The following is a 23,213-nucleotide window of genomic DNA, read 5'->3' on the forward strand; positions in this document are numbered from 1 at the left end:
GCGCAACCGCTATCCCTCGGCGTAGACCTCGGCCACGACCAGCGCCGAGTTGGCCGACCCGTCGGTGATCGGATGCCACGCGCCCTCGTCGGCGGTCCACTGCAGATTCTCGAAACTGACCCGCTTCACCCCGTTGTCGCCGGCGTGCGAGACGAGCCAGTGGGCGTAACGCCAACCGGTCTGGACACTGGCCGCGGGAACCGCCAGACCGGTCATTTCGGCCGGCACCGTGGTCTGCAACTTGCCCCAGTCCAGGTTCAGCCCGGTGGTGAGCGCGGTCGCGGCGGCGGCGCCGCGCAGCAGCGGTTCGCTGCCGACGGTGCAGGCGACGGCGCCGGTCGCGTTGCCCAACAGCGCCCTGGTCAGTACGGCCGACTCGTCGGCCCACTTCTCGTACGCCTCCGGGAACGCCGATCGCTGTACCCGCTGGGCGGCGTCGGTCACCCGCATCTGCTCCCAGCCCTTGACCTTCTTCAGCGCGGCGTAGAACTTGTCCGCCGCGTAGCGCGGATCGCGGATCTTCTCCGGGGTGCCCCAACCCTGGCTCGGGCGCTGCTGGAACAGCCCCACCGAGTCACGGTCACCGCCGGCCAGGTTCTCCAACCTGGACTCCTGGAACGCGGTGGCGAGGGCGACCACTACGGCCTGCTCCGGCATCTTGCGTTTGGCACCGATCGCGGCGATGGTCGCGGCGTTCGCCATCTGCTCCGGGTTGAGGTTGACCCGACCGTCGGCCTCGACGACGCAGCCGCGTACGGCGCTCGGCAGCGGCAGTTTGCCGACGATCTCGCGCGAGCCCAGGTAGACCCCGAGTGCGGCAACCGCCGCGAGCGCCACGCCAGCCGCCACCATCGCTCGAGTCCGCACCCGCACCCCCTGCTCGTCCGGTCGGCCCGACCCGTCTGTGCCGCTCCGTCGGCCCGTCGCGGGCCGTGGATGATCGGCGAACAGGGCCTAGCGTACGTCCCGACTCCGTACTCTCGGCCAGCCTTGTTTTCCCGGTAAACCTGTGCTCATCGGTCCTTCACCGGTTCTCTACCGGCGCCTGACACCGCTCGTTGCTGCTCAGGCCCCGGGTACCCAACGAGCGGGCCGTTTCTCGCGGAACGCGAGGATTCCCTCCCGTCCCTCCTCGGAGAGGAAGTAGCGGGTCGACAGGGCGCCGAGTTCGGCGAGTTCGGCGCGCAGGTCGGTGGCGGCCGGCCGGCGCAGCAGCTCCTTGGTCCCGGCCAGGGCACCGGGTGCGCCCCGGACCAGCGCGGCGCAGTACGCGGCCACTGTCTCGTCCAGCGCGTCCGCCGGCACCGCCCGGCTGACCAGCCCGATTCGTTCGGCCCGGTCGCCGTCGAAGGTCTCACCGGTCAGGTAGAGCTCGGCGGCGGCGCGCGGCTGCAACCGGGGCAGAACGGTCGCCGAGATCACCGCCGGGATCACCCCGATCCGTACCTCGGTGAAGGCGAAGGTCGCCTCGGACGTACAGACGGCGATGTCGGCGGCGGCGATCAGCCCCAGCCCGCCCGCGCGGGCCGGCCCGGCCACCCGGGCGACGATCGGCTTCGGGCACTCCCGCACCGCGGCGAGTACGTCACCGAGCTTGCCGGCGGGCACCGAGCCGCTACTGAACGCCGCCGCCGTTTCCTTCAGGTCGGCGCCGGAGCAGAAGACCGGCCCGGTGTGTGACAGGACCACCGCACGTACTGTGTCGTCCGTCACAGCGTCGTCCAGTGCGGCGAGTAGCTGGCTCATCAGCGGTGTGGAGAGCGCATTGCGGTTGTGCGGGCTGTCCAGCGTGAGGGTGGTCACCCCGGGTGAGGTCGACACCCGGACGAGCGTGTCGGGGGCTGCGGTCATGCCGGCACACTAGTCGCATGCCCGGCGTCCTTCCCGAAGGTGAACCCGTACCCGCTGACGGTTCGCTGCCCCGTACCGCCCTGACCGCCGTCGGCGCCAGGGGGTTCGGGGTCTACGTGCACGTGCCCTTCTGCGCCAGCCGGTGCGGATACTGCGACTTCAACACGTACACGGCCACCGAACTCGGCGGTGGTGGCGGCCGGGACGGCTACGCCGACTCGGTGCTGGCCGAGCTGGCGTTGGCCGGGCGGGTGCTCGGCGAGGCCCCGCCGCGCCGGGTGGACACCGTTTTCGTCGGCGGCGGCACCCCGACCCTGCTGCCCGCCGACGAGCTGGCCCGGATCCTCGACGGGATCGACCGGACCTGGGGGCTGGCCGCCGACGCCGAGGTCACCACCGAGGCGAACCCGGAGTCGGTGACACCGGAGTCGCTCAAGACGCTGCGGGCCGCCGGTTACACCCGGATCTCGCTGGGCATGCAGTCCGCCGCCGCCGGGGTGCTCGCCCTGCTGGACCGCAAGCACACCCCCGGCCGGGCGGTGCAGGCCGCGCTGGAGGCGCGTGACGCCGGCTTCGACCACGTGAACCTGGACCTGATCTACGGCACGCCGGGCGAGACCGCCGAGGACTTCGCCGCCTCGCTGGCGGCGGTCACCGAGGCGGGCGTCGACCACGTGAGCGCGTACGCCCTGATCGTGGAGGACGGCACCCGGCTGGCCGGTCGGATGCGGCGCGGCGAGCTGCCGTACCCCAGTGACGACGTGGCGGCGGACCGCTACCTGGCCGCGGAGGCCGCCCTCGGCGCGGCCGGTTTCTCCTGGTACGAGGTTTCCAACTGGGCCCGCACCGCCGACGCCCGGTGCCGGCACAACCTGCTCTACTGGACCGGCGGGGACTGGTGGGGCCTCGGGCCGGGGGCGCACAGCCACGTCGGCGGCGTGCGCTGGTGGAACGTCAAACACCCCACCGCGTACGCGTCCCGCCTGGCCGCCGGGGAGTCTCCCGGTCACGCCCGGGAACTGCTCACCGGGGACGACCAGCACGTGGAGGACGTGATGCTGCGGCTGCGCCTGGACTCGGGGCTGCCGTTGGCCGGGCTCGACGACGCCGGTCGGCTCGGCGCGGACCGGGCCCTGGCCGACGGCCTGCTGAGCGGCCCCGAGTACGCGGCCGGCCGGGCGGTGCTGACCCTGCGGGGCCGGCTGCTCGCCGACGCCGTGGTACGTGACCTGCTGCCCTGACCTCCGGTCGGGCCCGCGCTGGCTCGGGCCGGTCCGGACCGACCCGAGCCAGCGGATCTTGCCTGCCTGACGGCTTACTTCACCAGGCGGTACGTCATCGGGTACTGGTAGAGGGTGCCCTCGTTCGCCCGGAGGCCGCCGATGACCGAGAACACGATGATCACGATCCAGACGATGAGGGGGAGCAGACCGAGCGTGCAGATCCCGAGGATGACCGCGATCAGCATGACGACCGCCCAGGTGATCTGGAAGTTCAGCGCCTCGACCGCGTGCGCCCGTACGGTCGGCGACCTGTCTCCCTTGGCGAGCAGCGCGATCAACGGGGCGATGAAGCCGACGGCGATGCCACCGAAGTGCGCGATCAGGGCCCAGGTCTTGTCGTCGCTGTTCGCGTAACCGGTCGGGGCCGGGCCGCCGGGGTAGCCGCCGCCCGGGGGGTAACCACCGGTGTTGTAACCGGGGGTGTAGCCACCGGGTGGCGGGTAGCCACCGCCCGGGGCCCCGGCACCGGGGTAGCCGGCGCCGGGGTAGCCGGCGCCGGGCGGCGGGTAGGCACCCGGCGGGGGTTGGCCACCCGGCGGCGGGTAGCCACCCGGTGGGGGATAGCCACCGGCCGGCGGCGGCGTGCCCGGTGCGCCGTACTGCGGTGCGGCCGGAGGCGGGCCGTATCCGGGCGGGGGCGCCTCGTCGGGACTCGAGTACGAGCCCGGCGGCGTGAACGGAGTAGTCGGCGGTTCCGGCGGCGGATAACCGCCGGGGCCGCCCTCTCCGGGAGGGCGGGGTGGTTCAGTCATGGGGGTCACGGTAGGGGTATCGATCAAACGACGCCAACTACCACGAGTGACTTCACTGGACAATTGCTGACTGAAGCTGTTATGCCGACAGGGGGTCGGATACCGTCCACCAGATCACTCAAGATCTCCGGCCGGGCCAATGGTTGATCATCACAACCGGTCGGACCCACGTCGTAGACTGGCACTCGTTACAGTCGAGTGCCAGACTGGTGGGCCGGGTGCTCGCACCGACCCGGTCGCAGGGAGGTGAGGATGGGTCTCGACGACCGCAAGCTCGACGTGCTGCGCGCGATCGTGGAGGACTACGTATCCACCCAGGAGCCGGTCGGCAGCAAGGCCCTGGTCGAGCGGCACCAGCTCGGCGTGTCACCGGCGACCGTCCGTAACGACATGGCCGTGCTCGAAGAAGAGGGCTACATCCGGCAGCCGCACACCAGCGCCGGCCGGGTGCCCACCGACCGCGGCTACCGGCTGTTCGTCGACCGCCTCTCCCGGGTCAAGCCGCTCACCCCGGCCGAGCGCCGGGCCATCGAACGCTTCCTGGTCGGCGCCGTCGACCTCGACGACGTGGTGCACCGTACGGTCCGCCTGCTCGCCCAGCTCACCCGGCAGGTCGCCGTGGTGCAGTACCCGAGCCTGGCCCGTTCGTCCGTGCGCCACCTGGAACTCGTGCCGATCTCCACCACCCGGCTCATGTTCGTCATGATCGCCGACACCGGTCGGGTCGAACAGCGCCTGGTGGAGATGCCCGCGCCGCTGCTCGCCGACGACGTCACCGACCTGCGCCGGCTGATCAACGAGAAGCTCGTCGGCAGCCGGCTCTCCGACACCCCGCCGCTGGTCCAGGCACTGGTCGACGAGGTAACACCCGACCTGCGCCCGGCCATGGCGACGCTGGCGACGGTCCTGCTGGAGACCCTGGTCGAGCGGCACGAGGAACGGATCGCCCTGGCCGGCACCGCCAACCTGACCCGCGGCGGCCTGCTCGACTTCCAGGGCTCGCTGCGACCGATTCTCGAGGCGCTGGAGGAGGAGGTCATCCTGCTCAAGCTCTTCGGCGAGGTCGAACCCAGTACGCTCCGAATTCGGATCGGCGACGAAAATGAGATCGACAACCTGCGCGCCACCTCGGTGGTGAGCACCGGGTACGGCACCGGCAGCAACATCCTCGGCGGGCTCGGGGTGCTCGGGCCTACCCGGATGGACTACCCCGGCACCATCGCGACCGTACGCGCCGTGGCCCGATACGTGGGCGACCTACTGGCACAGAACTGACGGGCACCGGTGCAGCGGGCGGCACCGGCACGGAACTGATCAACAAGCTGACCTGACGACACCGGCGGACGGCACGACTGACATGGGGACACGGAACACAGTGGCCAAGGACTACTACGGGATTCTCGGCGTCAGCCGGGAGGCCTCCGACGACGAGATCAAGCGCGCCTACCGCAAGCTGGCGCGGCAGTTCCATCCGGACGTCAATCCGGATCCGGAGGCGCACGAGAAGTTCAAGGACATCAACGCCGCCTACGAGGTCCTCTCCGACGACCAGAAACGGCAGATCGTCGACCTCGGCGGGGACCCGTTGGCCCCCGGCGGTGGCGGCGGCGGTGCCGGACCCGGCGGAGCGGGCCCGTTCGTCGGCTTCCAGGACATCATGGACGCGTTCTTCGGTGCCGCGGGCGGCAGCCGTGGGCCCCGTCCACGTACGCGTCCGGGTGCCGACGCCATCCTGCGCCTCGAACTCGACCTGAACGAGACGGCGTTCGGCGTCGAGGCGCCGATCACCGTCGACACCGCCGTACTCTGCACCACCTGTGCCGGTGCGGGCACCGCCGCCGGCACCCACCTCGCCACCTGCGAGGCGTGCGGTGGGCGCGGCGAGGTCCAGTCGGTCCAGCGGACCTTCCTCGGCCAGGTCGTCTCGTCCCGGCCGTGCACGGTCTGCCAGGGCTACGGCACCGTCATCCCGCACCCCTGCCCGACCTGCGCCGGTGACGGGCGGGTCCGTACCCGCCGGTCGCTCACCGTCAAGATCCCGGCCGGGGTCGAGGACGGCATGCGGATCCGCCTCGCCCAGCAGGGTGAGGTCGGCCCCGGTGGCGGCACCGCCGGTGACCTCTACGTCGAGATCCACGAACGCACCCACGACGTCTACTCCCGCAAGGGCGACGACCTGCACTGCCGGGTCACCGTGCCGATGACGGCGGCGGCGCTGGGCACCCGGCTCACCATCAAGACGCTGGACAGCGACGAACCCGTCGACGTCAAGCCGGGCACCCAACCGGGCAGCACGCTGCGGCTGCGCGCCCGCGGCGTACCGCACCTGCGTGGCACCGGACGGGGTGACCTCTTCGTCCACCTGGACGTGCGTACGCCGACCAAGCTCGACGCCGACCAGGAACGCATGCTCCGCGACTTCGCCAAGACCAGAGGCGAGGAGGTCGCCGAGCTGAGCAAACAGGGCGGCTTCTTCTCCCGCATGCGAGACGCCTTCAACGGCCACTGAGCCCCGCTCGGGCTCACGGTCCGCGCACGTGTAGAGAAAGAGTGGCTATTCCTCCGGGGATAGCCACTCTTTCTCTACACGAGGGGCTGCCGCCGGGGTGAGGGAGGGGGTGGGGGCCGTTCGGACGGTGGTGGGATGTCGCTTGTGGAATTTATGGTCGCCTTGCTCTGCGGCGACCTGCCTTCCTTAGGGAATCGAGCGGGTCGCGGGCTCGGACAGGGAGGGCGACATCGGCGGCAGGTCGAACAATGGTTCCGGCGCAACCACCACCGGCAATTCGGGGCAGCAACCGGTGACGGTCGCGACGAGGTCGGGATACGGCTCGATGTTGCGCCGAGTTGTTCCTATCCTCGTCACCGGGTGGGAGGGCGCGGGCAAGACCAGGCTCGCGGACGTGTGGGAGAGCGCGAAGCGGCGTACCGCCCCGGACACCGACAAGAGCGAGTCTTCGGAACCCCATCTACTCTCGCTTCGCCGTAGGCGCTGGTGGTTGCTGTCACGTCAGGTCTGGGTCGAACTCACCGTGGCGCCGGGCCAACTGGGATCCAGTCCGCGTACGGACACCTTCCGGAACTTCCTGCACCTGCCGCGCCGGCCGGTCGGCGTGGTCCACGTCGTCTGTTGGGGATACAACGAGCCCTGGGGCGGCCGGAACGCCGCTGGCGTCCGGGAGGCGCGGCGGACCCGGAAACGTAAGAAGGGGCCGGTCGACGTGCCGGCCGAGCGGCTTGCCTATCTGCGGCAATATCACCTGCGACTGGAGTTGCAGGAGTTCGTCGAGGTCTGCGACAAGCTGGCCGCGGTCTGGAAACCGGGCCGGAACAAGGAGACGAAGTTCTGGCTGATCGTCGCGCTGGCAAAGGCCGACCTTTATCCGGATGACCTCGACCGGGCGCGGGCGTATTACGGCCCCGACGCCAAGTCCGAATTCGGGCGTACGCTGCGTCGGCTCCAGCAGCGGGTGCCCGGACTGGAATGCCGGGTGGTCCCGGTGAGCAGTGGTCCGACGACGTACGGCGAAGATCTTGATTTGGGGTTCAGGGTCGAACCGGCGCTCGACGCGACGCAGTCCACGAAGATGCTGGACGACTTCTGGATAGCGGTGGAGGAATTCTGTGGAGCGCGATGACGACGGTTCCCGTACGTCGGACGAGAAGGAGTTGACCGGGGAACTCTACGACCGTTATCTGGCTCGGGCCGAGGATCTGCTGTTCCAGGCGGACCGGCAGCGGGAAGGGGTCCGGATCTACCGCGCCCTGGGGGTGCTGTCGGCGGTCTCGGCGATGCTGCTGGCCCTGGGCTCGCTGGTGGTGGCCCCCGGCGGAACCATGGAGATCGTGGCCAGGCTGGTCGTCGGTGGTGTCGTCGCGGTGGCCGGCTTCACCGCCGTGGAGCGGTGGCTGGTCCGTCCCCGCCTCGGCTTGGCGTTGCGGGACGAGGAGGCGATGGTGGAGGCCGTCACCCTGCTTCGCGACGTCCATCCGCTGCTCGCGGAACAGGAACAGTGGGACTACGTACGGGAGCGGGTCTCCCGGGCACGTCTGTCGCGCTTCCCGATCGGGCTGCGGAGAATCTGATGTCGTCGGGAAATGCGCTGAAACTGCTCTTCGAGCGGGTACTTCCGGGTGCCGGGGCGATCGTCTCACTCGTGATCGTCATCATCAGGCTGGCCGGGGAGCGGGCCGCCAACAAGGTGGACGGGGAGTTCATCGGCGCGCAGTTCTTCGTCGGCGCGACCGGCCTGTGGTTCGTCTACTCGGCGATCGCGCCTCCGGACGAGGAGGGGGTGATATTCGACATGGGCAACAGCCGGGTCTGGGCGTACGTCTTCCTCGTCGCCGGTCTGCTCCTGCTGCTGGTCTCCGTCGTCGCCTGGGTGGATGCCGCCGGATCCGCCGCTGCCCAGGGCGCCGGTTAGCCTTTCTCCGTGTCGGTGCCGTTGTTTCTGGTGGAAGCCCTGCCTGCGGGGGAGTCGTTCACGCTCGGTGGGGCGGAGGGGCATCACGCGGCCACCGTGCAGCGGTTGCGGGTCGGTGAGGAGTTGCTGCTCGCCGACGGGAAGGGCGGCACGGCCGCCGCGTCGGTGACCGCCGTCGGCCGGGGCACGCTGGAGCTTCGGGTCGCCTCTTTCGCGTACGTCGACGCGCCCGACCCGCGACTGGTGGTGGCCCAGGGGATCGCCAAGGGCGACCGGGGCGAGTTGGCCGTACAGGCGATGACCGAGGTCGGGGTGGACGAGATCGTGCCCTGGGCGGCGTCCCGTTCGGTGGTGCAGTGGCGCGGTGAGCGGGGTGGCCGGGCCAGGGAGAAGTGGGCGGCGACCGCGCGGGAGGCGGCCAAGCAGGCCCGCCGGCCGTGGTTGCCGGTGGTGGCCGGAGCACCGGACGAGTCGACCGGGCGGGTGGTGGACCGGGTCGCCGGGGCGGCGGCCGGTTTTGTGCTGCACGAGGAGGCGACGGTCGGTCTCTCCGCCGTGGACCTGCCGTCGACCGGGGAGATCGTGCTGGTCGTGGGGCCGGAGGGTGGCGTCACCCCGGCCGAGGTGGCGGCGTTCGAGTCCGCCGGTGCGCGGGCGGTACGGCTCGGTCCGGCGGTGTTGCGTACGTCGACCGCCGGGGTAGCGGCACTCGCCGTCCTGTCGGCCCGACTGGGGCGCTGGTAGCGGGTACGGCCTACTCGGTGACGTCGACCGTGGCGGTCAGGCGTACGTCGGCGACGCCCCGGGCCGCCTCGACGGTGTAGTGACCGGGGACGGTGGACCACTGACCGGCCCAGACCTGGGTCGAGCGGGCGGCCAGCGGCACCCGTACGGTGATCGTCTCGTCGGGTGCGGCGGTGACCGTGGCGAATCCGGCGAGTTGCCGGGTCGGGCGCTGCGGGTCCGGCTCGCTCGGACCGACGTAGACCTGCACCACCTCACGCCCGGTACGCGTCCCGCTGTTGCGCAGCGTCACCACCGCGACCAGGCCACCACCACCACCACCGGAGTCGGATTCGACGGTCAGCGACTCGTACGACCAGGTGGTGTAGCCGAGGCCGTGGCCGAACGGGAACAGCGGCTCTGCCCGCCAACCCCGGTAGCCGACGAAAACGCCCTCGTCGTAGTCGAGTTTGCCGTCGACCGGGGTGGTGGAGAGGACGGGTACGTCGTCGGCGTGCCGGGGCCAGGTGGTCGGCAGCCGCCCCCCGGGCTCGGCCCCACCGAGCAGTACGTCGGCGAGCGCGGCACCCGCCTCCTGCCCGGGGAACCAGGTGAGCAGGATCGCCGCCACCTCGTCGGCCCAGGGCATCAGCACCGGTGAGCCGGCGTTGACCACGACGACCGTACGCGGATTCGCTGCCGCGACCCTGGTCACGAGTTCGTCCTGGCGGCCGGGCAGGGCCAGCGTGGTCCGGTCGAAGCCTTCCGACTCGACCTGCTCGGTGGTGCCGACCACCACCACCGCGATGTCCGCCTCGGCGGCGGCGCGGGCTGCCGCGTCGAGCAGTTCGTCGGCGTCGGCGGTCGGTTCGGCGTGCCCGAGGGCGAACTGCACGAAGCCGGCCATCCCCTCGACCACCTGCTGGGTGAGGGTCACCTCGACCGGTTCGCCCTCGACCATGGTGATCGGGAAACGCCGTTCGACCGGGGCGAAGAACGTGACCGTCGGGTCCTGGTTTTCGTCGAAGACCGGCCCGTCGAAGATCGCGGTGCCGGCGACGCTGAGGCTGAACATCCCGAACCCGTCGATCGCAAGCTGGTGCTCGCCGCCGGTCCGTGGCGTGTGGCGGGCGGTCAGCTCCACCGACGCCAGGTCCGCCGGGTCGACCCCGTCGGGCAGGCCGCCCATCCACCGGACGATCGCGGTGCCGAGTTCGGCCCGGTAGAGCACGTCGCCGCCGGCTCCGCGCAGGGTCGCGGTGATCGGGGACCACTGTGCGCCGGTGGCCGCCGGGAGCTTCGGCCGGGGGTCGGCGCCGATCGCGTACGTGACCTCGGCGTCGGGCAGTGCGGCGGTGAGCCCGGCCAGCGGCGAGACGACCCGGGCCGGGGTGACCGCCGCACTGCCACCGCCGAGGATCCGGGCGTCGGTGGCGAGCGCTCCGGAGACCGCGACCCGCCGCAGCGTGGCCCGGTCCAGCGGCAGCAACGGGCCCTCGTTGCGGGCGAGCACGAACGAGCGGGTCGCGATGTGACGCGCCACGTCGGGTCCGTGCAGCGGCGCCGGCCGGTCGTCGGGTTCCACCGCCGGGGGTACGCCGTCGAGCAGGCCCACCCGTGCGGCGAGGCGCAGTACCCGCCGTACCTTGTCGTCGACCACGTCCTGGGCGACGTGGCCGGCGCGTACGGCGGCGACCAGTTCCGGTCCCCACGGGTCACCGTGGGCGGGCATCACCACGTCGAGCCCGCCGTTGGCGGTGCCCACCGCGGACCGGGCGGCGGTCCAGTCGGAGACGATGAACCCGTCGAAGCCCCAGCGCTCCTTGAGTAACCCGTGTTGCAGTTCGGCGTGCTCGGTCATGGTGGAGCCGTTGACCCCGTTGTAGGCGGCCATCACACCCCACGCCCCGGCGGCAACGATCCGCTCGAACGGGGCGAGGTACAGCTCGTGCAGGGCCCGCTCCGACACCCGTACGTCGATGGTGAAGCGGTCGGTTTCGGAGTCGTTGGCGACGAAGTGCTTGACCGTTGTGCCGACGCCCTGGTCCTGCACCCCGGTCACGTAGCCGGCGCCGATCTCGCCGGTGAGCAGCGGATCCTCGGAGTAGCACTCGAAGTGCCGGCCGCCGAGCGGGCTGCGGTGCAGGTTGACCGTAGGCGCCAACAGCACGTGTACGCCCTTGCGCCGCGCCTCCTGGCCGAGCAGCCGCCCGGCTTCCCTGGCCAGCTCCGGGTCCCAGGTGGCGGCGAGCGCGGTCGGGCTCGGCAGCGCCACCGACGGATCGTCCGGCGCCCAGCCGGTCCCGCGTACGCCGATCGGCCCGTCGGACATCACCAGCGAACGCAACCCGATCTCGGGGAGTGCGGGCAGCGTCCACCAGTCCTGACCGGACAGCAGCCGTACCTTCGCCTCCAGGTCGAGCGCGGCCAGCGCCCGTTCGATCGCTGCCTCGGTCGCCGAAGTTGTCGCCGCTGCCGTCATCGCGCCGCCCCCTGAAGGTCGATTCCGATCGATCCTGCCAGCGATCGACGGTCCCCGCACGCCAATCCGAAGTCCAAGGTTTCCGTGCCTCAGTTGCCTTGCAATCAACCGAAACCGGGCACTACCCATGGTAACCATTGTGCGAGGTTTGCCCCAAGGTGACGAGTCTGTCCTCACCATTTGTGATGGCCCCTTGACGCTCGGTCGTGAAGATCTTTAGCGTTCGGTCGCTTTGGTCAGATGTTGCTGTCGTCGGGGAGGACCACGTGGTCGCTGGTGTGGGTTCGTCGCGCGTTTTTGCGCCGGTGTTCCGGTGGGCGAGGCGTGGGGCGCTGGCGACCGCGGTGGTAGTGGCGGTTTCGGTGGTGCAGTTCGTGCCTGCGCAGGCGGCGCCGATGCCGTCGGGGCCGGGTGCGGCGACGGAGAGGTCGGTGCCGGTGAAGCCGGTCAAGCCGGCGAAGCGTACGTCGGCTGAGACCGATGGCGCGGCGCTGAAGGCGGTTGACCGAAAGGTGTTGCCGTCGGCGGGTTCGTCGGATGTACCGGTGTCGGGGGAGACGACGGAGGTCGGCGATCTGCCGGTGTCGTTCGCCCCGGAGGTCGTGGTCGATGACGCGTCGCGGCGCAGTCTGGCCGCGGCCACCGGGCCGGACTCGGTGACCGCGCGGGTGGTTGACGAGGGCGTGGCGCGGGCGGCGGGGGTACCGGGTGTGGTGGTGGCCCTGTCTCGTTCGGACGGGGTGGCCCGGTCGGGTCCGGCAAGGATGAGCGTTGAGTACGGGCGGTTCGCGAACGCGTTCGGGGCGGATTATGGGCAGCGGTTGCGGTTGGTGAGTCTGCCGGGGTGTGTGTTGGAGACGCCGACAGATCCGTTGTGTCAAGTGCAGACCCCGTTGGATTCGGTGAACCGGTCCGGTGTGGTGTCGGGGACCGTGACGGTGGGTGGAGACCCAGCCGCCTCGGTGTCGGCCTCGTCCGGTGTGGCGCCGATGGTGGTGGCGTTGTCGTCGACGGCGGAGTCGGCGGGTGGGACGTTCACCGCGACGTCGTTGTCGGAGACGTATGAGTGGTCGGCGGGTGGGCAGGGCGGGGATTTCGGCTACTCGTATCCGTTCGAGATGCCGCCGTCGTCCGGGGGGCTGCAACCGAATCTGGCGTTGCGGTATTCGTCGGGGTCGGTCGATGGTCAGACGCTGGCGCGTAATGGTCAGGCGTCGTGGGTGGGTGAGGGTTGGGATCTGCAGGTCGGTTACGTCGAGCGGTCGTACCGGTCCTGCGCTGACGATGGCGGAACCACCGGGGACTTGTGTTGGTTCTCGTCGTACAACGCGACGTTGGTGTTGAACGGGTCGTCGACGCGGTTGGTGCGGGACGCGGCGACCGGGGTGTGGAAGGGCGCTGAGGACAACGGTTTGAAGATCGAGTTGTTGTCCGACCTGTCGTTAGGTAATGGTGACAATGACGGGGAGTACTGGCGCGTCACGACGCAGGACGGGACGCAGTACTACTTCGGGCGGCACAAGCGGAGCGCGGGGGACGTCGAGCCGCAGTGGTCGGTGTCGTCGGTGCCGGTGTTCGGCAACAACCTGGGGGAGCCGTGTTACTCGGCGGACGGGTTCGCGGCGTCGTCGTGCCTACAGGGCTACCGGTGGCACCTGGACTACGTTACCGACGCCATCGGTAACTCGATGACGTACTACTACAACCGGTTCTCTGGCAATTACGGGGCGAACAACAACACTGCTGCTGCCCCGTACGACATGGCGAGCTACCTGCACCACGTCGACTACGGCACCCGGGCAGGTTTTGAGGGGCCGCCGGCGCCGTTGCGGGTGGACTTCGAGCGGGCGCCGCGGTGTGTCGGGGCGTGTGCACTGGCGGACTACCCGGACACGCCGTGGGATCTGCATTGTGGGACGTCGAGTTGTCCGAACACGAAGAGTCCCGCGTTCTGGGGATCGGACCGGCTGGCCTCGGTCACGACGAAGGCGTGGAATTCCTCGGCTGGTGCGTATCGGGCGGTGGACCGTTGGGACCTGGCCCACAGCTACCCGGCCAGTGGTGACTTCATCTCCCCGGCGGGGAACGATACGTCGCCGAACCTGTGGCTGGAGAGTGTGACGCATACCGGGTTCGCTCCGGACGGGACGACCGGGTTGGCGGAGCCGGCGGTGAGTTTCGGCGGCGTTCGGATGTCCAACCGGGTGGACTGGGGTAACGACATCGGCGTCGCCCCGTACATGCACTACCGGATCAATCTGATTAGGAACGGGGTCGGTGGTGAGACCCTTGTTAGCTATGCGGGGGAGGGGTGTGTCCGGACGGTTCGGCCGAATCCACACGCGAACCCGACGCGGTGTTTCCCGCAGGTGCACAAGCCCGTGTCGATGCCCGCTGGGTACGGGTGGTTCCACAAGTACGTGGTGACGCAGGTTACTGAGCGGGACACCACGGGTGGGTCTCCGGATCAGGTGACCTCGTACGCGTACTCGACGGAGGGCTCGACGGACTCCTCGTTGTGGGCCCATGACCGCAACGAGGTGGCGGTTCTGGCGAACCGGACCTGGTCGGTGTGGCGCGGGTACACCACGGTCACGACGACCAAGGGTGCGGCGGGTGGCCCGCAGACCAGTTCACGGGCGCACTACTACCGGGGTATGAACGGTGACGGGATGCCGACCACCGACAACAGTGCGATGGCGTGGGGCACCCGCCGGGCGGGGATCACCACCCCGCTGATCACGCCCGGGTTCATGGCGACGGTCTCCGGGCAGGGCGGTCAGTGCCTCGACGTGGCTAACGCCGGAACCGCGAACGGCACCAACGTCCAGATGCAGGCCTGTAACGGGCATGGGGCGCAGGTGTGGCAGACCAGGTATCCGTCGAACGACGAGCCGTACTTTCTCATGTACAACCCGTTGTCCAACAAGTGCCTGGATGTGTTCCAGTTCTCGACCGCGAACGGCGCGGATGTCAACATCTGGGACTGCGCGAACACCGTCAACCAGCGGTGGCTGCGGCAGCCGAACGGGAGCCTGCTGAACCCGGCGTCGGGTCGATGCCTGGACATCGTCAACGTGAGCACGGTTCCGGAGACTCCGGTGCAGTTGTGGGACTGCGCCAACGCCTGGAGCCAGATGTGGCAACCGCAGGCCAACGGCAGCCTGGTCAGCCCCCAGGGCATGCGGTGCATGGACGCCGCCGGTACCGGCGACGGGACACCGGTGCGGTCGTACCAGTGCAATGGCGCGGCATCGCAGCTCTGGCAGCCATGGCTCTACAACACTCTGAGCAGTGGGCCGTCCGGCAAGTGCCTGGACGTCACCGGCGGCGGTACGGCGAACGGCAGCCCGGTACAACTGTGGACATGTAATGGCCAGGTAAACCAGGTATGGCAGCCACAGCCGAACGGTTCACTACTCAACCCGCAGTCGGGCCGGTGCCTGGACGCTGGGCCGAACCCTCGCAACGGGGTGCAGTTGTACCTGTGGGACTGCACCGGTTCGATCACCCAGTCGTGGGCACACCAGATCACCGACCAAGACGGTCTTGAAGGTCGTCCCATGCTCGAGGTCTCCCTCGACGGTCCCACCGTCCTCGGCGCCAGCCTCCACGTCTACAGCGTCACCCAGACCGGCTTGCGACCGAACCCGAACCCGGCCGGGGAGGACGTCACAGCCCGGATGTCCCGGGAGAACTACACCTGGGAACGCACCTGGCTCCCGGACTCGGGCACCTGGCGGTGGAGCGTGGTTGCCGCCGACTACGACTCCTATGGGCTACCCGTTCGGGTCAACGACCACGGGGATATGGCCGTCGCGACCGACGACCGGTGCAGCCACTACGCCTACGCCCGGAACACCGACCGGTGGATCGTCGACACCGTCTCCTACCAGGGCACCGACTCAAAGAACTGCGCCGCGGCCCCGACGTACCCGCAGGATCTCGTCGCCGAAGAGGTCACCTCGTATGACGGGCAGGCGTTCGGGGTCGCCCCGACCCGAGGCCTGGTCACCCGTACCGAAGAGGTCGCCTCGCGCAACGGCACCGCCAGCACCTACGTCACCACCATGCAGAGCACCCACGACGAGTACGGCAGGCCGCGGACCGCCACCGACGCCCTCAACCGCACTACAGAGACGAGCTACAACCCGTCGACCGGCGTACCTTCCATGGTCACGGTTACCAATCCGGCCGGGCACGTCACCACCACCCACCTCGACCCGCGCCGAGGGCTCACCCTGGGCCTCGTTGACCCGAACAACAAAACCACCGCAGCCCAGTACGACCCCCTCGGCCGGCTGACCAAGGTCTGGTACCCGGGCCGGGCCACGAACCAGACCCCCGACACCGAGTACGTCTACACCGTCAGCCAAGCCGCCAGGCATGTCGAGACGAAGACGCTTGCGCCGAACGGCAACCAGGTCAGCTCCTTCACCATCTATGACGGGCTTCTCCAGCCCCGGCAGAACCAGAACACCACCCCATCCGGCACCCGGGCGATCACGGACACCCAGTACGACTCGCGCGGTTTGACCGTCAAGCAGGCGACGGTCCACAACGCGGCTGCGCCGAGCGGCACTCTGCTCGCGTTCAGCGATGCCGACACGGTCAGCCAGTCCCGGTTCACCTACGACGGAGCAGGACGACTCCTTACCGACCAGTTCTGGTCCAACAACACCTTCAAGTGGCAGAGCATCACCAGCTACCGCGGTGACCGCACCCATACCGACCCGCCCGACGGCGCGGTGGCCACCACCGCGATCAACGACGTACGCGGCCGGACAACCGCGCTGCGGCAGTATCACGGCACCACGAACTCCGGCGCGTACGACGAGACCACCTACGAGTACGACCCGTCCGACCAGCTCACCAAGGTCACCGACCCGGCCGGCAACAACTGGACCTACCAGTACGACCTGCGTGGACGGCAGATCGGGAAGACCGACCCTGACGCGGGCACCTCGACGTCGACCTACGACGCCGCCGGGCAGCTTCTGACCACGACCGATAGCCGTGGCGAAACCCTCGCCCGGATCTACGACAACCTCGGCCGAATCAAGGAACTCCGCGACGACAGCGCCACCGGGGCCCTGCGTACGTCGTACGTCTACGACACCCTCGCCAAGGGACAAGCCACCTCGTCCACCCGCCACGTCGGTGCCGCCGCCTACACCACGGCCGTCACCGGCTACACCGACCGCTACCAGCCAACCGGCAGCAGCATCACCATCCCGGCGGTCGAGGGCAACCTCGCCGGTACCTACACCAGCACCTCGACCTACCTGCCGACCGGTGCACTCGCCACCAGCATCCTGCCGGCCACCGGTGGCCTGGCTGCGGAAACGCTGACCTACGGCTACAGCCAAGCCGGTCTCGCCACCACCATGGCCTCGGCCACCACCACCTACGTCGCCGCCACCAACCACCACTGGCAGGGGGAGCTCCAGGAACAGGTGCTCGGTGCGGCCGGCAAGCGGGTGTGGCTCGGCTACGGCCTCGACGACGCCACCCGCCGCCTCACCGGAATACGGGTACAGACCGAGAACCAAACCACACCGGGGACCTGGACCAACCGCGCCGGCGCAGACTACTCCCACGACCCGGCCGGCAACATCACCAGCATCGCCGGCGACACGAACGGCATCCGCGACCAGGTCGAGTGTTATCGGTACGACTACCACCGGCGCCTCACCGACGCTTGGTCACAGGCAGATGTCGGCTGCAGTACGCCGCAGCGGGCCGGCGCGGACGCGTACCGGTTGGCGTGGACGTACGACCTGACCGGCAACCGGAAGACCCAAACGAGTTGGAGCGCCACCGGCACTACGACCGCCACCTCCAGCTACCCCACCCCCGGTGCCAATCAACCCCACACCCTCAACCAGGTCGCCTACACCGGAGAGACCACCCGCACCGACACCTACACCTACGACACAGCCGGAAACACGACCACCCGTCCTGTCAGCGGTGTCACCCAAACCCTGACCTGGGACGAGGAAGGCCACCTGGCTACCACCAGCCAGACGAGCCAGAACACCAGCTACCTGTACGACACCGAGGGCAACCGCCTGATCCGTCGCGACGCTACCGGCGCCACTCTTTACCTCGGCGGGACCGAACTACGGCTCAAGACCAACGGACAGGTCGACGGCACCCGTTACTACAGCCACAACGGCACCACCATCGCTGTCCGTAACGTCACCGGTCTGACCTGGCTCGCCGCTGACCACCACGGCACCAGCCAACTCACGGTCGATCCGGACACCCTGAACGTAACCCGCCGGCGCAGCAAACCCTTCGGTGAGCCACGAGGCCCTCAGCCGGGCAGTTGGCCCAGCGAAAAGGGCTTCGTCGGCGGCACCCAGGATCCGACCGGCCTCACCCACCTCGGCGCGCGTGAATACGACCCGACCACCGGCCGCTTCATCAGCGTCGACCCCATCACCGACCACAACGATCCACAACAGGTGAACGGGTACGCCTACGCGTACAACTCGCCCGTCACTTTTACCGACCCAGACGGACTCAAACCCCTCATTACCGAGACCGCTGCCGGAGACGAGCAGCATTATCGCGACACGGGCGAGAAGTTCGTGAAGACCAGTAGCGGCAAGTGGGGCGTCGTCAAGGACAAGGTAAAGCCCAAGAGTCCACCGACCAAGCCGGGCCCCAAAAAACCGGATCCCAAGACCGACGGCCCGAGCAACGCGGACATTGCCAAGGCCAAGGAGATTAAGAAAACCAGCGTCGTGGATGTCGTCGTCCGTGCCGCCGGAAGCCTGTTGCTGGACTTCCTCGGAGTCACCGACATCATGGGTTGCATCGGCGGCGACCTAACCTCGTGCGCTATGGCACTCATCAACCTGCTGCCCCCGGGCAAGGTGGCCCGTGCCCTGTTCAAGTCGAAGGCAATTCTTAATCGCCTGCAAGTCGTCGGGACCGCCATCAAAAAGTGGGACGAGTCGGTCGCGTGGGCCAACAAGGTTCTCAAGCGTGGCTGTAACAGCTTCTTGCCCGGAACGGCCGTTCTCATGGCTGACGGGTCAACAAAACCCATCGAGGACGTCGATATCGGCGACGAGGTCGTCGCCACCGACCCCGAGACCGGAGAAACAAGGGCCAAGCAGGTCACCGATACGATTATCGGAAGCGGCGGCAAAGACCTCGTTGTAGTATCGATCGATATCGACGGTGATCGTGGTCGAGCCGTAGCCAGGATCACCGCGACAGACGAGCACCCCTTCTGGGACGACCAAGCTTCCGAGTGGGTGAACGCCGAAGATCTACGGCCCGATGATGTTCTTCTCACCCCCCAGGGTGAACGCGTACGAGTTCAGACGGTCGTTTCATACCATGCCATCGCGACCGTCTACAATCTTACTGTCGCTGACATCCATACGTATTATGTGGCAGCCGGCGACACACAGGTGTTGGTGCACAATGCTGACGAGTGTAAGGTGGTCGACCTTACCCTCGGTGCTGGGCCGAATGCTCGCGAAGGAGTTGCGCTTGTTGATGGAAACATCAATGCTCCGGGTGTGCGTGAACTAGTTAACGAGTCTGGTGCCGCAAATGGCTGCCATACCTGCCCAGCTCGGGTTCCGGGAACTCGTAGTGGTAATTGGATACCTGATCACCAGCCTCCGACTAAATCGGTCTCTCCGGGGAGCCCTCATACCGCTTATCCACACTGTCTGCCCTGTGCTCGAAGCCAGGCTGGCACGGTGACCCAACTCAACAGGGGGAACTTTGAATTCGATCCCGAGTGATCTGCTGGGTCTATTTATTGCGCCTTTTGACCACGGTTTGTTGCTGATCGAGGATTCCGAGAGTAATGCGACGCATGACGCGTGGGATGCGGCGCAGCAGTACGTCCATTTTGATCGTGACTCTCTGTATGTTGCCGTTCAAAGCGCCGTAGATGGCCATGTTGAGGTGTCGGCTTATCGTGATGAGGTATCCCCTGAAGAAGTCGGTCACCTAATCGAGGTCTTTTCGGGAATGATCGAATTGAGTTCGGGAATTCTTAGGGTTTGCGACTCCGATCAGAAGGCGACATTGAACATTCCTGTATCGCGAAAGGGTGGTCGTTTGAGGGTCCTTGTCGACGAACCGAACTGGGCGACCAAGGTCGTCGTCATGTTCGCCGGATAGAAGCTGGGGCAGGTTTATTGGGGTAAGTGTTCGGGTCGTTACTCGTGGTTGCCGCCGAAGTCACGTTCATGGGGCAGCGGTTCCAAGCGAGGTCGTGGTGGTTAGCCGTTGGTGGCCGCGGTCTGGTGCGGCCGGTGTGGATATAGGAGCAAATCTGGGCAGCGGCGCGTTTCCGATGGCGCTGAACGACGTTGACCCGATCAAGCTGCTTGGACCGTCTCCACTTGACCTGGGGCCACCTGGTCTGACGGGTCGCGGCACCAGGGACGGTCAGGCTCGTCCGGGCACAGCGGCCCGCGACCATTGGTCGCTGTGTTTGAGCCTTGGCTGAGCTTCCGGTATGCCGGTGGCCGATGGGGATAGGCGGGGTGTAGTTCCCCTACCGCCCGGCACACGTCACGCGTCGATCTTGATGGTCTGGATGAACAAAGCCCATGCGGCAGGGTCGAACGCCAGCACTGGGCCGGTCTTGTCCTTGCTGTCGCGCACCTCGGCGGTGTGGTCGGCGTACCGAGCTTCGACGCACCGGCCGTTGCCACCGCTGCGGGTGCTCTTGCGCCACTGGGAATTCATGGCGGCTCCTCAATCTTGGTACTCGCTGTCCCGGATCTTCTTGATCATCGCAGTCGACTCGGTCGCAGACAACGCCGAGGCGCGCAGGCTGTTGAAGACGACGGTACAACGCCGGACGTCCTCGCCTTCGGCGTAGAGGTCGCCGGTCAAACCCTCGATGTAGACGACTCCAGGACTTTCCGCGAAGTTCAAGATGGCGAAGCTCGACAGCATGGAGGCGTATGCGCCCTCGCGGAACGGGATCACCTGAATGGATACGTTCCACAGCTTCGAGGCGTCGAGCAACGCCGTGAGCTGTGCATGCATGACCTCTGGTCCGCCGATCTGGCGGTGGAGGACCGCCTCGTCCAGCACGGCAACCATGCGCAGGTTGCCCTCGTGGATCAGCTTTTGGCGCTCCAATCGAGCCGCGACGCGTTGCTCGATGGCTTCGGGCGTAGGTTGCGTCGCCTCGCCACTCGTGATCGCGCGGGCGTACTCCTCGGTCTGGAGCAGACCAGGCACCACGATCGTCTCGAAGTTCTGTAACTCGTCGGCCGCGGATTCCAGGCCGATGTACTGGCGGTAGGTCGGAGGCAGGTCGCCGTACTTCGCCCACCATCCGCGCTGCTTGCCGGATCGAGCCATGGTCAGCAATGTCTCGCGTAGCTCGGCGTCCGTCACGCCGTATTGGTTGAGCAGCGCGGTCAGCGCAGGTCCCTTGATGCCTACGCGTCCCTGCTCGATGCGTCGCATAGTGCTCGGCGACACCTCGATCACGTCGGCTGCCTGGGTGTGGCGGAGGGCGTTCCCGGATGGTGCGCCCTGTCCGGCCCGGGGAGTAGGGATGAACGAACGCATCCGGGAGTACATGCGCAGATACAGCCTGGGCTGGTGGAAGGCGTGCCATGTCCGGAGGCACGTGCTGTCTGACCCGCTTGGACAGGTTGACGGCGGCGACGTGACGGGAGCGCCCCGGTGAGCGCCCGGCCTCTGGTGCACTCGGCGACGAGGTGAGAGTGGGAAGCGGCGGGTACCTGATCGGCACGATGGGGAACTTCGAGGTCTCGCCGTACGGGTTCATCGGTACGGTGGCCAGCCTGCCCAACGGCCTGACACCGATCAGGGGAAACTGGATCGCCCTGGTCGCCACCGACTCCCGTACCGGTGAAGATGTCCCCCTTGCCGTGCAGGCCCACTACCTGCCGGGGTTCGTGCCGAGGTTGCGCGGTCTGCCGGACATGACGGACCCGCGATGGTGACGGAGCCCATGCACGTCGCCGGTCGTCCGCACTGGAAGTGCAAGGCGTGTGGCCAGCCCTGGCCCTGTGCGACGGCACGTACGGAACTGCTGACCGGATATCACGGAATGCCGCTGTCGTTGAGCCTTTACCTGGCGTCGCTCCACTTGGACTGCCTGAACGACCTCTACGCGTTGAACCCGAACCCGGACGACTCGGTCCCACAACCGTCCGAGGTGTTCACCCGGTTCTACGGCTGGACGGTGCCGGGGCGGGGGAGCGGGTAGCGGAGGAGGAGGCGGAGATCTGCATCCGGTGCACGAGGCGCCAGGCCGCCGGCCTCCCGCACGACTGCATCGACCAGCCCGACACCCGCCCGTACCGCGACTGGGGGTGCCGGTGTCCGTGTCCCCGCAATCCTCCGACCGGCAGGCTCAGAGCCCTTGCTGACTCAGGGACGACAGGTCAGGAGCGCAGGTACGGGGCGCCGTTGAGGTCGATGGTGCGGTAGCGACCGCCGCTAGGCGATGGCGGCGATGTTGCCGTCGTCGAAGTAGATTGCCTGGTGCAGGCGTCCGCCGAGGGCTGCGGCGTAACGGGCAAGTACGTCCTGCCCGGAGATCTTTCCTTGCTCGATCTGGGAGACGCGGCCTTTGGCGACCCCCATACGGTCGGCGACCTGCTGCTGGGTCAGACCGCGGGTACGGCGGACCTCGGCGAGGCGGTGCCCGAACACACCGGCCAACAGTTCCTGCTTGCCGGCCTCGACGGCCTGTTCTCCGCCGGCCCGCTCGACGTGTGCCGCGCGGATGTCCTTCCAGCGCGCGTAGTTGCTCATGTCTGTCGGCCCTCCTGCTCGGCGCGTTCCTTCAAGTAGATCTCATAGCGGTTCTCCGGGTAGATCTTCCACTGCCCATCGACCACTCGGTGGGTATAGGGGATGCTAAACCTGGAGGTAGCTCGAAACGGGCGGGGTCAGGTACGCAGGTACGAGGCGCCGTTGAGGTCGATGATGGTGCCGGAGGCCCATTCGGCTGCGGGTGAGGCGAGCCAGTGGACGGCGGCGGCGATCTCCTCGGGGCGGGCGACGCGGTTGAACGGGCTCTGTGCCCGCATCGCCTCGTCGCGGGGCGCCTTGATGTGTTCGTTGGTCAGGTCCGGTTCGACGAAGCCGGGCGCGACCGAGGCGACCGCGATGCCGTACGGGGCCAGCGCCACCGCCAGCGACTGGCCGAGCGAGTTCAGCGCGGCCTTGCTGGCGCCGTACGCGGGATGGTTCGGCTCGCCCCGGAAGGCGCCCCGCGAGGAGACGTTGACGATCCGGCCGCCACCCCGTGCACGCAGGTGCTGGACGGCGCACCAGGTGACGTTGGCCGCCCCGACCAGGTTCAGGTCGATGGTCTGTCGCCAGTGCTGCTGCCACTGCTCGTACGTGGTCTCGGTGATCGGGTGCGGGGTGGACTGCCCGGCGTTGTTGACCAGTACGTCCAGCCCGCCGAGCCGAGCCGCCGCGTCGTCGACCATCCTGCGTACGGCTTCGGGGTTGGTCAGATCGGCCTGGACCACGACGTGGCCGGTGCCGGGCAGCGCCGCCGCGAGTTGTCCGGCCAGTTCGGCGGACTCCCGGTGGTGGATCGCCACCCGGTCCCCGCCCTCCGCGAACGCGGTCGCCACCGCCCGTCCGACTCCCCGGGAGGCCCCGGTCACCAGTACCGCTCGTCCTGTCACGCCCATCATCATCCCCC

19 protein-coding genes are annotated in these 23,213 nt (G+C 68.2%); 11 read left to right on the forward strand and 8 right to left on the reverse strand.

From position 1 onward, the window contains the following. Positions 1-9: 9 nt before the first annotated feature. Positions 10-873, reverse strand: a complete 864-nt coding sequence (locus AB0J90_RS02765) for a hypothetical protein (protein WP_363591487.1) — start codon at positions 871-873, stop codon at positions 10-12. Positions 874-1,065: 192 nt separating this feature from the next. Then, positions 1,066-1,851: an enoyl-CoA hydratase family protein gene (locus tag AB0J90_RS02770; protein ID WP_363591489.1), complete on the reverse strand. Its 786-nt coding sequence runs from the start codon at positions 1,849-1,851 to the stop codon at positions 1,066-1,068. Positions 1,852-1,868: 17 nt separating this feature from the next. Here AB0J90_RS02770 and hemW point away from each other — a divergent pair, with 17 nt between their 5' ends. Then, a complete protein-coding gene (hemW, locus tag AB0J90_RS02775) occupies positions 1,869-3,092 on the forward strand; it encodes a radical SAM family heme chaperone HemW (RefSeq protein ID WP_363591491.1) in 1,224 nt (407 codons plus the stop codon). Between the two features lie 74 nt (positions 3,093-3,166). Here hemW and AB0J90_RS02780 read toward each other — a convergent pair whose 3' ends face one another. Then, positions 3,167-3,886: a DUF4870 domain-containing protein gene (locus tag AB0J90_RS02780; protein ID WP_363591493.1), complete on the reverse strand. Its 720-nt coding sequence runs from the start codon at positions 3,884-3,886 to the stop codon at positions 3,167-3,169. A gap of 252 nt (positions 3,887-4,138) precedes the next feature. Here AB0J90_RS02780 and hrcA point away from each other — a divergent pair, with 252 nt between their 5' ends. From hrcA to AB0J90_RS02810, 6 genes are all read left to right on the forward strand, one after another. Continuing rightward, a complete protein-coding gene (gene hrcA, locus AB0J90_RS02785; protein WP_326556264.1) occupies positions 4,139-5,161 on the forward strand; it encodes a heat-inducible transcriptional repressor HrcA in 1,023 nt (340 codons plus the stop codon). Between the two features lie 100 nt (positions 5,162-5,261). Further along, on the forward strand, positions 5,262-6,395 hold the full coding sequence (gene dnaJ / locus AB0J90_RS02790) for a molecular chaperone DnaJ (protein ID WP_363592159.1): 1,134 nt from the start codon (positions 5,262-5,264) through the stop codon (positions 6,393-6,395). Positions 6,396-6,885: 490 nt separating this feature from the next. After that, entirely contained in the window at positions 6,886-7,524 is a 639-nt protein-coding gene (locus AB0J90_RS02795) for a hypothetical protein (protein ID WP_363591495.1), read from the forward strand. Next, a complete protein-coding gene (locus tag AB0J90_RS02800; RefSeq protein WP_363591497.1) occupies positions 7,511-7,972 on the forward strand; it encodes a hypothetical protein in 462 nt (153 codons plus the stop codon). The genes AB0J90_RS02795 and AB0J90_RS02800 overlap by 14 nt, the downstream gene beginning before the upstream one ends. Continuing rightward, complete coding sequence (locus AB0J90_RS02805; protein ID WP_363591499.1) at positions 7,972-8,313, forward strand: hypothetical protein; 342 nt, start codon at positions 7,972-7,974, stop codon at positions 8,311-8,313. Before AB0J90_RS02800 ends, AB0J90_RS02805 begins: the two co-directional genes overlap by 1 nt. A gap of 9 nt (positions 8,314-8,322) precedes the next feature. Continuing rightward, the gene (locus AB0J90_RS02810; RefSeq protein ID WP_363591501.1) at positions 8,323-9,057 is read left to right on the forward strand and encodes a 16S rRNA (uracil(1498)-N(3))-methyltransferase; all 735 of its coding nucleotides are present in this window, start codon (positions 8,323-8,325) and stop codon (positions 9,055-9,057) included. Between the two features lie 10 nt (positions 9,058-9,067). Here the strand turns inward: AB0J90_RS02810 and AB0J90_RS02815 are convergent, their stop codons facing one another. Then, entirely contained in the window at positions 9,068-11,518 is a 2,451-nt protein-coding gene (locus AB0J90_RS02815; protein ID WP_363591503.1) for a glycoside hydrolase family 3 C-terminal domain-containing protein, read from the reverse strand. A 266-nt stretch (positions 11,519-11,784) separates the two neighbouring features. Between AB0J90_RS02815 and AB0J90_RS02820 the strand changes: the two genes are divergently transcribed. Further along, complete coding sequence (locus AB0J90_RS02820) at positions 11,785-19,290, forward strand: ricin-type beta-trefoil lectin domain protein (RefSeq protein WP_363591505.1); 7,506 nt, start codon at positions 11,785-11,787, stop codon at positions 19,288-19,290. Continuing rightward, the gene (locus AB0J90_RS02825) at positions 19,271-19,675 is read left to right on the forward strand and encodes a hypothetical protein (RefSeq protein ID WP_363591507.1); all 405 of its coding nucleotides are present in this window, start codon (positions 19,271-19,273) and stop codon (positions 19,673-19,675) included. Before AB0J90_RS02820 ends, AB0J90_RS02825 begins: the two co-directional genes overlap by 20 nt. Positions 19,676-20,071: 396 nt before the next feature. On the opposite strand, the gene AB0J90_RS02830 is transcribed toward AB0J90_RS02825, so the two are convergent. Both AB0J90_RS02830 and AB0J90_RS02835 read right to left on the reverse strand, forming a co-directional pair. Next, complete coding sequence (locus AB0J90_RS02830) at positions 20,072-20,248, reverse strand: DUF397 domain-containing protein (protein ID WP_363591509.1); 177 nt, start codon at positions 20,246-20,248, stop codon at positions 20,072-20,074. A gap of 9 nt (positions 20,249-20,257) precedes the next feature. After that, the gene (locus tag AB0J90_RS02835; protein WP_363591511.1) at positions 20,258-21,100 is read right to left on the reverse strand and encodes a helix-turn-helix transcriptional regulator; all 843 of its coding nucleotides are present in this window, start codon (positions 21,098-21,100) and stop codon (positions 20,258-20,260) included. Positions 21,101-21,246: 146 nt separating this feature from the next. Here AB0J90_RS02835 and AB0J90_RS02840 point away from each other — a divergent pair, with 146 nt between their 5' ends. Further along, entirely contained in the window at positions 21,247-21,489 is a 243-nt protein-coding gene (locus AB0J90_RS02840; protein WP_363591513.1) for a hypothetical protein, read from the forward strand. Next, a complete protein-coding gene (locus tag AB0J90_RS02845) occupies positions 21,483-21,755 on the forward strand; it encodes a hypothetical protein (protein ID WP_363591515.1) in 273 nt (90 codons plus the stop codon). The genes AB0J90_RS02840 and AB0J90_RS02845 overlap by 7 nt, the downstream gene beginning before the upstream one ends. A gap of 233 nt (positions 21,756-21,988) precedes the next feature. Here AB0J90_RS02845 and AB0J90_RS02850 read toward each other — a convergent pair whose 3' ends face one another. Together AB0J90_RS02850 and AB0J90_RS02855 are read right to left on the reverse strand one after the other, a co-directional pair. Next, positions 21,989-22,306: a helix-turn-helix transcriptional regulator gene (locus AB0J90_RS02850; RefSeq protein ID WP_363591517.1), complete on the reverse strand. Its 318-nt coding sequence runs from the start codon at positions 22,304-22,306 to the stop codon at positions 21,989-21,991. A gap of 137 nt (positions 22,307-22,443) precedes the next feature. After that, complete coding sequence (locus AB0J90_RS02855) at positions 22,444-23,196, reverse strand: SDR family oxidoreductase (RefSeq protein WP_363591519.1); 753 nt, start codon at positions 23,194-23,196, stop codon at positions 22,444-22,446. Positions 23,197-23,213 lie beyond the last annotated feature (17 nt).

Source organism: Micromonospora sp. NPDC049523 (genome assembly GCF_040676775.1).
Classification (GTDB): domain Bacteria; phylum Actinomycetota; class Actinomycetes; order Mycobacteriales; family Micromonosporaceae; genus Micromonospora_G.

Excerpts from the sequence above, each read along its gene's own strand:
- AB0J90_RS02850 (WP_363591517.1), bottom strand. The coding sequence starts at position 22,306 with ATGAGCAACTACGCGCGCTGGAAGGACATCCGCGCGGCACACGTCGAG.
- AB0J90_RS02770 (WP_363591489.1), bottom strand. The coding sequence starts at position 1,851 with ATGACCGCAGCCCCCGACACGCTCGTCCGGGTGTCGACCTCACCCGGG.
- AB0J90_RS02845 (WP_363591515.1), top strand. The coding sequence starts at position 21,483 with ATGGTGACGGAGCCCATGCACGTCGCCGGTCGTCCGCACTGGAAGTGC.
- hemW (WP_363591491.1), top strand. The coding sequence starts at position 1,869 with ATGCCCGGCGTCCTTCCCGAAGGTGAACCCGTACCCGCTGACGGTTCG.
- AB0J90_RS02805 (WP_363591499.1), top strand. The coding sequence starts at position 7,972 with ATGTCGTCGGGAAATGCGCTGAAACTGCTCTTCGAGCGGGTACTTCCG.
- AB0J90_RS02835 (WP_363591511.1), bottom strand. The coding sequence starts at position 21,100 with ATGTACTCCCGGATGCGTTCGTTCATCCCTACTCCCCGGGCCGGACAG.
- AB0J90_RS02815 (WP_363591503.1), bottom strand. The coding sequence starts at position 11,518 with ATGACGGCAGCGGCGACAACTTCGGCGACCGAGGCAGCGATCGAACGG.
- AB0J90_RS02830 (WP_363591509.1), bottom strand. The coding sequence starts at position 20,248 with ATGAATTCCCAGTGGCGCAAGAGCACCCGCAGCGGTGGCAACGGCCGG.
- AB0J90_RS02780 (WP_363591493.1), bottom strand. The coding sequence starts at position 3,886 with ATGACTGAACCACCCCGCCCTCCCGGAGAGGGCGGCCCCGGCGGTTAT.
- hrcA (WP_326556264.1), top strand. The coding sequence starts at position 4,139 with ATGGGTCTCGACGACCGCAAGCTCGACGTGCTGCGCGCGATCGTGGAG.